Source organism: Pseudoalteromonas sp. NZS100_1, assembly GCF_015864285.1.
Taxonomy (GTDB): domain Bacteria; phylum Pseudomonadota; class Gammaproteobacteria; order Enterobacterales; family Alteromonadaceae; genus Pseudoalteromonas; species Pseudoalteromonas arctica.
Genome location: NZ_JADYXN010000013.1, coordinates 54,739 through 66,612, shown reverse-complemented (window position 1 = coordinate 66,612; position 11,874 = coordinate 54,739). Strand labels below are relative to the sequence as shown.

Here is an 11,874-nt window from a genome sequence, read left to right as displayed (position 1 = left end):
TAGAGCGGGTTATTAGCTCAGTTGGTAGAGCAGTTGACTTTTAATCAATTGGTCGATGGTTCAAATCCATCATGACCCACCACTCTCTAATACTTTCCTTTATATTCTTTTTTAAATTCCCATTCTATTTTTTATAAACAGCTTAACTAGTTTGCTGTTATTTATGTTTATATTCTCGTATAATTCGCCCTAATTAATGCACTGTAGATAAGTGGTCGAGAACATGAGTCTAGCTCAAACTATTATGCCTGAAGGTTATATTTTCCCCCCTAAGCCAGCACCGTTAACAAATGACGAGCAAGGCGAATATAAAGCGCGTATAAAACAATTACTAAAAGATAAAAATGCAGTACTTGTTGCACATTATTATACCGATCCTGAAATTCAAGCACTTGCAGAAGAAACCGGCGGCTGCGTTGCCGATTCGCTAGAAATGGCACGTTTTGGTGCACGTCATGATGCAGATATGATCATCGTCGCGGGCGTGAAATTTATGGGCGAAACAGCCAAAATTTTAACGCCAAATAAAACGGTTGTTATGCCAACGCTTGAAGCGACGTGTTCGCTAGATATTGGTTGCCCGATAGACGAGTTCTCAGCGTTTTGTGATGAGCACCCTGACCGTAAAGTGGTTGTGTATGCAAACACCTCTACCGCAGTTAAGGCGCGTGCAGATTGGATTGTAACCTCATCATGTGCACTTGAAATAGTAGAGCACCTTGATGAGCAAGGCGAAAAAATCATTTGGGGCCCAGATAAGCACCTTGGTAGTTATATTCAAAAAAATACCGGTGCTGATATGCTTATGTGGAATGGTGCATGTATCGTACATGACGAATTTAAAACTAAAGCCTTAAAAGATATGAAGGCGCTACACCCAGATGCAGGCGTATTAGTTCATCCTGAGTCACCAGCAGAAATTGTTGCACTTGCCGATTCGGTTGGATCTACGAGCCAATTAATTAAAGCTGCGCAAACAATGGACAATAAAAAGTTTATTGTAGCAACAGATCGCGGCATCTTTTATAAAATGCAGCAACTATGTCCAGATAAAGAGTTTTTTGCGGCTCCAACGGCAGGTGAGGGCGCTTCATGTAAAAGTTGCGCACATTGCCCTTGGATGGCAATGAATGGCTTAAAAGCGATTGAGGAAGCCCTCATAAGCCCTAAAGGTAAAGAAGTATTCGTTGATATGGATTTACGCGAAGGCGCACTTAAATCCTTAAATCGCATGCTTGAATTTACTGCGAGCATGGCTAAGTAATTTTAAAAGTATAAATTAAAACGGTTAGGTCTAAGATTTAGCCGTTTTTTGTGCCTATATATAAGCTATTGCTTGATAAGTAAGCATTTAAAGGCTCATATTTAAAAATGCCTTGCACCTTAAGGGTCTATTTCATACTATAGCGCGCTGTTGCATTACACAATTGCAGCACTGTGGAGGGATGGCTGAGTGGCTGAAGGCGCACGCCTGGAAAGTGTGTTTAGGTTTATCCCTAACGAGGGTTCGAATCCCTCTCCCTCCACCATTATTCTTAGAACCCAGTTACTAATATCGAAAGGTATTAGTAACTGGGTTTTTTAATGCCTCCGTAATGACTAACTATTAACTAAATAGAGTGTTGATAACATGCTTACAAGCTCATGTTTTTCAATTGGCTTAGAAACGTAACCATCAAATAACTGTCTGTATATTTCTTTTTGCTCTGTAAAAACATTAGCGGTTAACGCGATAACAATTTGTTCGTTATTAAGCGCCTTAATTTTTTTACATGCCTGAAGACCATCCATTTTCGGCATTTGAATGTCCATAAAGATAATGTCTGGCTTGTGTGACTCGTATAATGAGATTGCTTCTAACCCATTGTTGGCAATAATAATGGTGGCTTTTGTAGGCTCAAGCATCGCAGATGCAACAAGCTGATTTATTTTATTATCTTCAGCTAATAAAATAGTTTTTCCAGATAGGTCAGGAAGCTCAACATTTTTTGTTATTAATGTGCTTTCATCAATCTGTGCTTGTTTTAATGGTAAGTACACATAAAACTGACTACCTGAATCTAATTGGCTTGTTACTTTAATTTCGCCATTCATTAAACCTATTAATGATTTAGTAATAGGTAAGCCAAGACCTGTACCGCCATATTCACGCGTAGTTGATTGCTCTGCTTGTTCAAAGCGCTCAAACAATCGCTCTATAGCCTGCTCAGAAATTCCAATTCCGGTGTCTGATATACAACAACATATTTTATTTTCGTCGGTTAGCCTAAACGTTACTGTAACGCCACCCTGCGACGTAAACTTAATCGCATTAGATATTAGGTTTAAAAATATCTGTCTGAGTCTAACGGGGTCGCCCACCCAATACTTATGCTCAATATTAATTATAAATTTAAGGTATATATTTTTATCACTGGCTTGCAGGCCAAGATCAGACTCTAAGTGGTGAATAAGTTCAAAAAGGTCGAATGATTTATATTCTAATGAAAGCTTCCCAGCTTCAATTTTAGAAAAGTCGAGGATATCATTAATAATAGTGGTGAGTGAGCGGGTCGAATAAAGTGATTTTTTTAAATACTCTTTTGATTTTTCATTCAATGGCTGCTCTTGCAGTAACTGTAATGTACCTAGTATGCCATTCATAGGTGTGCGTATTTCGTGACTCATATTTGCTAAAAATTCAGATTTAGCTTGTGATGCCTGTTCAGCTAATTCTTTAGCATGTCCGAGAGCTTGTTCGTGATTAATTTGTTCGGTCAAATCGTATGCTACACCCAAATAGCCAACAATTTCATTTTCGTTATTTAATAAAGAGGTAACACTTATATTAACTTGTATGTGCTCGCCTGTAGAAGAAATGTATGTCCACTGATTGATATCAGGCTCTGTAGAAGTTGCTTTTAAGATAAACACTTCAAAACCAGGGGAAACAGGTTCATTTAACTCTGCACTAAGCTGTTTGGCTTTTTTTATAATTTCTTCTTTTAAATGAAAAATACCCGGATTTTCAATTCCAATAACGTCTTTTGCTCTATAGCCTAATAACTTTTCAGAGGCGGGATTAAATAAAGTAATTAAGCCATTTATGTCGGTCGCAATAATAGAGTAACTGGCACTGTTTAAAATACTTTGTTGAAGCATACTTATATCAGCAATTTCTTTAGTGCGTAATTTTACTTCTTTTTCTAATTTTAAATTTGTTTGCTGCAGCATATGCTTATTTTGTTTAGCTTTGATAATTCTTTGCTGTGTTCTTTGTGCTCTACGGTAAAAAAACAGCTGAATTATTAAAGTTATAAACATACAAATAAGGGTATAAAAAACACCATTGACAATAGCTTGATATTTACTCGGCAAGTGTAGTGATTCAATAAATGTGTCTGAAGCACTAAGTGTGATTTCCCATGTTCTTCCCATCACTTTAATTACTTTATTTAACTGATAATCAGCCGAGTTGCTTTTAATGCCGTAGCTAAAAAAGTCAGTTTTAACGTCGTTACCTATGTCGCTAATGACTAGCTTATTTTCATCAGCTTGGGAAAGAGAGTCTAAAATATTGTTTATTAATAAAGGGGAGTAAGTCCATCCAATTAATTGCTCTAAACGCTGGGTTTTATCAGTTGGAATAATAATATTTTTATAAACTGGTAGTAAAATTAAAAAGCCTTGTTTCGATTTGTTATCCGCTTGGATTAACGTAATAGGCGCCGATAATTGAACTTGGTTATTAATTGCAGAATTTAATGCTGCTTTTTTACGTGTACTTTCCGATGCAATATCGAGTCCTAGAGCCCGTGAATTACTTTGCTCAGGAAATATGTACTGAATAATAAAGTGCTCATCACTTTCGTTAGCTAGTTTATTTAGTTCGAATATTTGGTTAGGCCGATCGGATTTTGCAGTTTTTAAGAATTGAGCTAAGTTTTCGGCATTCACTTTTCTTATAAAGCCAATACCATTTGCTCCAGGGAATTCTTGGGCGTAGTTGCGACTGTTAGAGTAATTAGAAATTGTTTGGTAGCTTAAATTATTAACGCCAATGCCGTGTATAAATCCTTTTAAACCGTATAGCCCATATTTATATAAGTCGAATCTGCTAGTAACGCCTGTTGAGAGTGAAGAAAGGCGGTTGTTGAGGGCTTCATTTATTTTGTTATTAACAGCATCTTGATGTGCAGCGTGGGCAAAGTAAGTTAATACAATACCACTGATGAAAAAAATAGCATGAGTAAGCACCGAGATTAATAACCTTTTACTAACCGGTCGTCCTGAAAACATTAACTCATCCTTTATTATTAATATACTGACAGTATATCTGTTTTATCATCGAAATAAATATAGCACTTATTATTCAGGATACAACTTTGTTATTAATTAGAATATATATATTTTATAAAGGTTTAGAGTGGATGTAATATAAAAAGTTGATTTTACTCACCAAGATAAGACGAACATGTATATAAATATAATAATTTTTATGTTTTTTGCTACTTTATAGCGAACAACAAAAGTATTAGCTAAAGGTGCTGATTTTTATATTTATCGATTTTTTAGTGAATATTAGGTACTCAAAAAACAACGGATAGCTTTTAGTTTTTGCTTATAACTTTACTTTGTTAAGTTTAAATAAAGTAAAATTTAACCAATATTATGACGCTTTTAAAGGGAACTATCGGTATAGGTTCGAGCGAGCAAGAGACGATGCTCACCTTACTTTTATAATTCATCCGAAACAAAACAAACACTTAATATTTTATAATATGAAAATTAAAACATTAAAAACTTATATTGTTCTATATTTTAGTAGCGTGAAAGAAAACGTGATTACTTAAAATGTAATTACCTTATGACATGTTTACCGTGTAGGTCGAAAAAATACATGCTGCTATGCACTGCACAGTTAAAACTTAAACAAAACAAGGTAACGGAGATAACTATGGCTCACCGAGTATCTAAATTACTTGCGGCAACAGGCGCAGTATTAACATGTATTTCTATTCCTTCGTATGCCGCTGTTAATGGGCTGACAGAACAAGATGAATTTAATATAAAACTTAGATCAATTTATTTTGACCGTGACTACGATAACGACGCAAGTGACGATTCAACTTTTGCTCAAGGTATAGAGCTCAATTACACATCTGGTTATATAAACGATTTAGTGAGTGTGGGTGTATCGACTTACACCGTGATGGATATTAATTCTACGGGTTCAGCCGCAGGTAATATTTTGCCAGCAGGTAATGAGAGCGGTGGAGTTGACGATAGCTTTTCTAAATTTGGACAATATTTTTTAGATTTTAAATTGGGCAACAATGGTCACGTTAAAGTAGGTGGGCAAAAAACCAAAAGTATGTTGCTTAAAAGCTCTGGGAGTCGGGCTATTCCTAATACTTTTAGAGGCGTTTTTGGCGATTACAAAATTGGTAACACTAAATTATACGGTTACGTTTACGATAAATGGAGCCGTCGACACGATGATAGATGGGAAGACTTTTCTACCGATCAATCGGCAACTGGTGCTATTAGCGTAATTTGGGGCGTAGGTGCTACGCATAAAAAAGACAATCTAATATTAGAGGCTGAATATTTAAATTCACACAATTATTTAAGTAAAATCGGGTTAAAAATCAGTTACGACATTAAGCTTGAGCAAAGTAAGTTAACCCTTTCAACTGGCATATTTACCTCACAAGATGATGGCGATTTATTTGTAACAGGCGCAGAGGGTGGTGATTTAGATGATGAAGATGCACCTGGTGCATTAACAGGTTTAACCAAAAGTGAAAACGATGGGTTTGCCTATTACCTAGATGCTGATTGGAAAAAAGATATTTGGAGTGTAGGTGCGGCATTTACTAAAGTAAGTGATGCTTGGATTGAAGATAATTTCAGTGGCGACCATGGTACAAACCCATTTCCAACTCGCTCATTAATTGGTGCCGATTTAACAAATCAAAATGAAACATCATGGCAAGCTCGTTTAGGAATTGATTTGAAAGCAGTATCGCCTGGCTTAACAACTAAATTTTACTACACAGACGGCAGCGATGCTGAAAACTCTGCGTTGGGTAAGTTAGGCGGTACAGCCGACGAAAAATATTGGGCTGTAGATACTCGCTATAAAGTTGAGAAAATAAAAGGCTTAAGCTTACGTTGGTTATTTGTAGATTATACAACCGAAAAATCAGGCAGTGTTGATGGTGTTAAAGGCGATAGAGCTGACCATCGAGTTTATGTAGATTACACTATTAAATTTTAACATGACTTTTAATAAGCCAATGCAAATTTTATGCATTGGTTTTGTTTCCTTTTTTAATTACCTTTATGATAAAACTAACAAATCAATAATAAAAATTAAGCTAATATATGTTTTCTCTTCAACAGTGGCAATCACAGGGTCAATTTACTCAAATTAGTGGCCATCAAATTTTTACTAAAACAGCTGGCGATATAACTAAGCCTGCGTTGCTTTTAATACATGGCTTTTCAAGTGCTAGTTGGGACTGGGAAGGTATGTGGCAAACCCTTAGTGAACATTATTTTGTAATTACACTCGATATGCTAGGTTTTGGTTTGTCAGATAAACCTAAAAATGCAGGCTATAAAATTACTGAACAAGCCGACTTATATACTCAATTTTTAAAAACGTTAAATATTAATGATATACATATTTTAGCTCATGACTATGGCGATACTGTGGCTCAAGAGTTATTAGCAAGGCAAGTCGTTAGCCAAAGTGACTTTAAAATAAACAGTGTCTGCTTTTTAAATGGTGGGTTATTTCCTGAGGTGCATAAACCCTTATTTATACAAAAGCTTTTACTTTCAAAGCTAGGTTGGATAGTGCCAAAATTAATGAATAAACAAAAATTTGCCAATAATCTAGTTACTATTTTTGGTAAAAGTACACCGCCCTCAAAACAAGTGGTAGACACACTTTGGGAGCTGCTAATTTATAAAGATGGTTTAGCCGTTATGCCCAAACTCATTAGTTATATAAAGCAGAGGCAGCAAAACCGAGAACGCTGGGTTGGTGCCATCATAAATAGCAATATACCACTTACGTTTATAGCAGGCGCAGAAGACCCAATCTCTGGTAAGCATATGATTGAGCATTATAAAAAGCTTATTCCCAATGCGCGCGTACAAGAGTTTGTAGAGCTTGGGCATTATCCGCAAGTAGAAAATCCAGATGCAATTACGCAGGCTTATTTGAATTTTAGATATTGCCAATAAAAACGCGACTACTAAATTAAGTGCCGCGTTTATAAATTTTAGAACTCTGAGTATTTAGGCTTTGAACCTTAATATTTTTGCTTTGGCGCTTTTAATTGTTTTTCAAATTCATCTGAAAACAATATCGTGCCATCATCTTCCTCTGTAGGGAAGGCAGCAATAAGTAAGTCATCTTCCTCAAGACCCGGTGTCCAGCGACTAAACCAGTCAGCAAGTGGGATTGCTTTAGCGCTGCAGCCAGCCCATTCGCCAGTTGCCCATGCTTCTGCAAATTCGCGAGTTGGCCAAACTGGCACACAGTCGTCATCTTCGTTGGCAAGCATAACGCAGCCATCATCATCGTTTAAAATCCATACTTGCTTGAACTGTTGTACGGTTTCGAACATATAGGCTAGGCGTTTTTTTGCTCCAAGTCCTAAAATTACTGCGTGTTCTTCACTTAAATTTGGCGTTGTCATAATTAGCTCACTCTTAATTACTATTGATATTAGGGCGTGTTGACCTTTGTGGATTGAAATTTGTTCAATCTAGGGGCGATTAAATCGCGGCGCGAGGTTTGTAACCTAGTGGGCTAAGTAAAAACCGAGCAACAAAGAGTTAATCGTCCCTAGAAAGAACCCTTTGGGCAGCGCATGTTTGGTCTTTATGCTGCGTTATCGCCTATTTATGGGGAATAACCACACTACATAGGCTCTGCCCTGCCTAAAAACCAAACATACTGCTGCAAATTCACCCACCAAAGATCAACACGCCCTAGTATATCTAAATTATATGCACACAAGTATATCGAGTTATATGACAGAGTGTTGAAAAGTTGCTATTTAATTTCAGCAATGCAGATCTAATTTGTAGATTGATCAGTATAATTTCTCACTAATTTGAGCGATCATTCAAAAATAAGCTTGAATGTTTGTAAAAAGGCCACATTGTAGTAAGCATATACTTAATGAAGGATTGAAAAATGACAACTGATCTACTTGCTCCGTTTAAATTAAATAACACGATTGAGCTTAAAAACCGCGTACTTATGGCGCCATTAACGCGTTGTATGGCTGACGATAACTTAGTGCCAACACAAGATATGGTTGAATATTATGCTCGCCGTGCCGAAACCGGTTTAATTATTAGTGAAGCAACTATTATTCGTCCAGATGGACAAGGTTACCCAAATACTCCGGGTTTATTTAGCAGTGAGCAAATTCAAGGTTGGAAAAAAGTAACTGACGCAGTGCACGCTAATGGCGGCAAAATGTTTGCACAGCTTTGGCATGTTGGCCGTGTTGCACACCCTCACTTTTTTGATGGCGATGTACTTGCTCCATCGGCAATTGGCGTTGAAGGCTCTGTACCACGTATGCGTGAGCTTACATACATCACACCAAAAGCAGCCACTACTGATGATATTAAAAGTCTAGTTGCTGATTTCGCAAAAGCGGCAGAAAACGCAATTGAAGCGGGCTTTGATGGGGTTGAAATTCACGGTGCTAACGGTTATTTAGTTGACCAATTTTTACATTATGCGGCAAATACACGTACTGATGAATACGGTCAAACACCTGAAAATATGTCGCGTTTTGCTCTAGAAGTAACGGATGCTGTTATTGCAGCCGTAGGCAGTGATCGTACTGCACTTAGATTAACACCGGGTGCTTACTTTAATATGAGCGAAGATAGCCGCGATAAAGCGGTATTTGATTACTTATTAACAGAACTTGAAAGCAGAAAATTAGCATATTTACACGGCGGTATTTTTGACGACAGTACAACGTTTGAATCACTTGAAGGTAAATCTACGTCTGAATTTTTACGTGCAGGCTACAAAGGCACATTAGTCGGTGTAGGCAGCTATAGCTTTGAATCTGCAAAAGAGGCAATTAACGATGCTAAGTTTGACTTAATCGCTATTGGTCGCCCACTTATTGCAAACCCAGACTACGTTAGCAAAATTGCAAACGGTGAAGAGTTAGTACCGTACAGCGATGAAATGCTAGCACAATTAAAATAAATTACTGTTTGTAATAAGCTTTACAAAATTATTAAGACACTCGAAGTTAAATCTTTGAGTGTCTTTTTTTGTACATATTCCCGCCATAAATCTTCCATATTTGTTTAATTTTTATGTAAATAAAGTTCATCCTCGTTGTCATATTTAAAATTCATACTGTCCGCGTTTTCATATTTCATAATTAAAATCAAACGGGACAACAATGTACGCTTTAAAAAACAAATCGCTTTTGAGCATGGCTATTGCCATGGCTGTATCAACATCTGTTCATGCTAACGACAACACCATAGAAGAAGTAACCGTGGTTGCTAAACCAACGAGCTACGCTAACAATGTTATTGAGCCTGCAATGCTTGAGCAACAAAGTTCGGTATCGAGCATATTATCAGTTATTGATAATTTACCAGGTATTAGCATAAACGAAGGTGATGCATTTGGTGGCGACGATTGGTCTACTACAATCACCATGCGTGGTTTTAGTATTGATGGAAACCAACAACAATTAGGTATGACCGTTGATGGCATTCCCAATGGTGGCTCTAATTATGGCGGTGGTGCTAAAGCTAACCGTTACCTAGATAGCGAAAACCTTGCAACGGTTGAAGTAGGTCAAGGTACGTCTGATATTAAGTCGGCTTCACTTGAAGCACTAGGCGGGACATTTAACTTTGTAAGTAAAGACCCAAGCCTTGAAAAAGGCACTACCTTTGCTTATACATCAGGCAGCCACGATGCCACGCGCTATTATATTAAACACGAAACAGGCACTGTTTTTAATAACACACAAGCGTACGTAAGTTACTCGCAAACAGACACAAGCCGCTGGATTGGTTCAGGCAGTAATGGGGGCAAAGACAACCAACACGCAGAGCTTAAGTTTGTATCTAATTTTGACGACTTAACACTTACCGGACGTTTATCTTACGACGATGTAAGCGAGACGAACTATAACAGCGTAAGCCTTGAGCAGTTTGAACAAACACCCGATTGGGATCAGCTAACATGGAATTGGACGGGAGTTCCGCACTTTGACCAAATGTTTGCAGAAGGTTGGGGGACGCTCCGTGAAAATACCTTAGGCTATTTAAAATTTGAATACGCGATTTCGCCAACTTCATTATTAACCGTTAGTCCTTATTATCATAAAAATTCAGGTCGCGGCGATTGGATCCCACCTTATTTAACAACGCCTGTTGATGAAAATGGCGACCCAACAACCGAGGGCGGCACTAATGCAGGCTCTTATGGTTTTGCTGATAGTGAGGGCAACCCGCTTGCACCAAATGCCGATTGTACGCAAAGTTTGAGCTGGCCATGGGAGTCGGGTCCTGGTTTAAATCCTGCGTGTTACGATGCAACAGCAACGCCGGTTATGTCTTACCGCCATACGCATTACAACAAAGATCGCTTAGGTGTAACGGCAAATTACCAAGCTACATTTGGTGATCACGATATAGAAGCGGGCTTTTGGTATGAGCAAAGCGAGCGTGACGAGTCGCGTGATTGGCACAAAGTAATTGATGCGCGTATTTATCATCACTTTGATAGCACGCCTTACTGGACACAATACAAAAACACCTTTGATACCGATACATTCAAATGGTACCTACAAGACTCGATTAATTTTGGTGACTTAACGTTAAATATTGGTGCAAAACAGTATTTAGTTGAATTACAAAAGTACGACCACTTTGCTAACGAAAGATCAGATAAAGTAGATAGCGACTCAGACGTGTTATTTAGCGGGGGTGTATTGTATCAGCTAAATAACAGCACAGAATTATTTGCCAGTTACAGCGAGAATTTTTCAGCAATAAAAGACGGTGTACTTGAGCGAGATAGCTCAACACTTACAAACATAGAGCCAGAAACTGCCGACAACATCGACTTTGGTGTACGTTACCAAGCCGACAGATTAACCCTTACAGCAACGGCTTACAGTGTTAAGTTTGATAACCGCATTACCTTTATTGCGCCTGGTAGTGGCACAGACGGCATTGATTACACGATTGGCACAAATGGCTCGTACGTAAATGTAGGGGGTATTGACTCAAATGGGCTCGAGCTTGCAGCAAGCTATATGTTAACAACAAGCTGGAGCGTGTACTCGTCGTATACTAATAGCAGTTCTGAGTATTCATCCGATGATCCAAATGCATACGATTCACAGGGTGTAATATTAAAAGATGAAAGTGGTAATGAGGTCGCACCAAGCTTTAGAAAAGGCGACAGCATAATAGATTCATCAGAGGATTTGTTTGTGGTATCTACCGATTACTTTAGCGATGGCTTTCGTGTTGGTTTATCGGCTAAATACACCGGCGAGCGTTTAGGTGCATGGCAAGACGAAGACACTCGCACGCGTAATAAAGTAGACGGCTACACCGTACTTGATTTTAATGCAGGTTATTCAACTGACGTAGATGCAGGCCCGTTTAAAGCCATTGACGTATCGTTTGTTGTTTATAATGTTACTGACAAAAGCTACTTAGCAGGTGGTACCGGTAACGGCTCTACTTATTACATTGGTGCGCCTCGCACTGCGGCAGTTACATTGACCGCTGACTTTTAATTAGGTTTTAGTAATTGAATTAAAATATAGCCCATCATTGATGGGCTTTATTATATGA

At 38.0% G+C, this 11,874-nt stretch carries 7 protein-coding genes and 2 tRNA genes; 7 read left to right on the top strand and 2 right to left on the bottom strand.

From position 1 onward, the window contains the following. Positions 1 to 6 precede the first annotated feature (6 nt). The 3 genes from I6F66_RS10710 (at position 7) to I6F66_RS10700 (ending at position 1,529) form a co-directional block, all read left to right on the top strand. Positions 7 to 82, top strand: a tRNA-Lys gene (locus I6F66_RS10710). Positions 83 to 223: 141 nt separating this feature from the next. Beyond that, positions 224 to 1,264 carry a quinolinate synthase NadA gene (gene nadA / locus I6F66_RS10705; RefSeq protein WP_007580396.1) on the top strand — a complete coding sequence of 347 codons (1,041 nt, stop codon included), beginning with the start codon at positions 224 to 226 and terminating at the stop codon, positions 1,262 to 1,264. 175 nt (positions 1,265 to 1,439) lie between these two features. Continuing rightward, positions 1,440 to 1,529: transfer RNA gene (locus I6F66_RS10700), tRNA-Ser, on the top strand. Between the two features lie 70 nt (positions 1,530 to 1,599). On the opposite strand, the gene I6F66_RS10695 is transcribed toward I6F66_RS10700, so the two are convergent. Then, complete coding sequence (locus I6F66_RS10695) at positions 1,600 to 4,278, bottom strand: CHASE domain-containing protein (protein WP_197209259.1); 2,679 nt, start codon at positions 4,276 to 4,278, stop codon at positions 1,600 to 1,602. A gap of 658 nt (positions 4,279 to 4,936) precedes the next feature. Between I6F66_RS10695 and I6F66_RS10690 the strand changes: the two genes are divergently transcribed. Beyond that, positions 4,937 to 6,262: an OprD family outer membrane porin gene (locus I6F66_RS10690; RefSeq protein WP_165726146.1), complete on the top strand. Its 1,326-nt coding sequence runs from the start codon at positions 4,937 to 4,939 to the stop codon at positions 6,260 to 6,262. 107 nt (positions 6,263 to 6,369) lie between these two features. Then, positions 6,370 to 7,239: an alpha/beta fold hydrolase gene (locus I6F66_RS10685; RefSeq protein ID WP_197209258.1), complete on the top strand. Its 870-nt coding sequence runs from the start codon at positions 6,370 to 6,372 to the stop codon at positions 7,237 to 7,239. Between the two features lie 68 nt (positions 7,240 to 7,307). On the opposite strand, the gene I6F66_RS10680 is transcribed toward I6F66_RS10685, so the two are convergent. Beyond that, on the bottom strand, positions 7,308 to 7,697 hold the full coding sequence (locus tag I6F66_RS10680) for a DUF2750 domain-containing protein (protein WP_007585609.1): 390 nt from the start codon (positions 7,695 to 7,697) through the stop codon (positions 7,308 to 7,310). Between the two features lie 503 nt (positions 7,698 to 8,200). Here I6F66_RS10680 and I6F66_RS10675 point away from each other — a divergent pair. Both I6F66_RS10675 and I6F66_RS10670 read left to right on the top strand, forming a co-directional pair. Then, positions 8,201 to 9,244: an alkene reductase gene (locus I6F66_RS10675; protein ID WP_197209257.1), complete on the top strand. Its 1,044-nt coding sequence runs from the start codon at positions 8,201 to 8,203 to the stop codon at positions 9,242 to 9,244. 202 nt (positions 9,245 to 9,446) lie between these two features. Then, complete coding sequence (locus tag I6F66_RS10670; protein WP_197209256.1) at positions 9,447 to 11,816, top strand: TonB-dependent receptor; 2,370 nt, start codon at positions 9,447 to 9,449, stop codon at positions 11,814 to 11,816. Positions 11,817 to 11,874: the final 58 nt, after the last annotated feature.

Excerpts from the sequence above, each read along its gene's own strand:
- I6F66_RS10670 (WP_197209256.1), top strand. The coding sequence starts at position 9,447 with ATGTACGCTTTAAAAAACAAATCGCTTTTGAGCATGGCTATTGCCATG.
- I6F66_RS10675 (WP_197209257.1), top strand. The coding sequence starts at position 8,201 with ATGACAACTGATCTACTTGCTCCGTTTAAATTAAATAACACGATTGAG.
- nadA (WP_007580396.1), top strand. The coding sequence starts at position 224 with ATGAGTCTAGCTCAAACTATTATGCCTGAAGGTTATATTTTCCCCCCT.
- I6F66_RS10690 (WP_165726146.1), top strand. The coding sequence starts at position 4,937 with ATGGCTCACCGAGTATCTAAATTACTTGCGGCAACAGGCGCAGTATTA.
- I6F66_RS10695 (WP_197209259.1), bottom strand. The coding sequence starts at position 4,278 with ATGTTTTCAGGACGACCGGTTAGTAAAAGGTTATTAATCTCGGTGCTT.
- I6F66_RS10685 (WP_197209258.1), top strand. The coding sequence starts at position 6,370 with ATGTTTTCTCTTCAACAGTGGCAATCACAGGGTCAATTTACTCAAATT.
- I6F66_RS10680 (WP_007585609.1), bottom strand. The coding sequence starts at position 7,697 with ATGACAACGCCAAATTTAAGTGAAGAACACGCAGTAATTTTAGGACTT.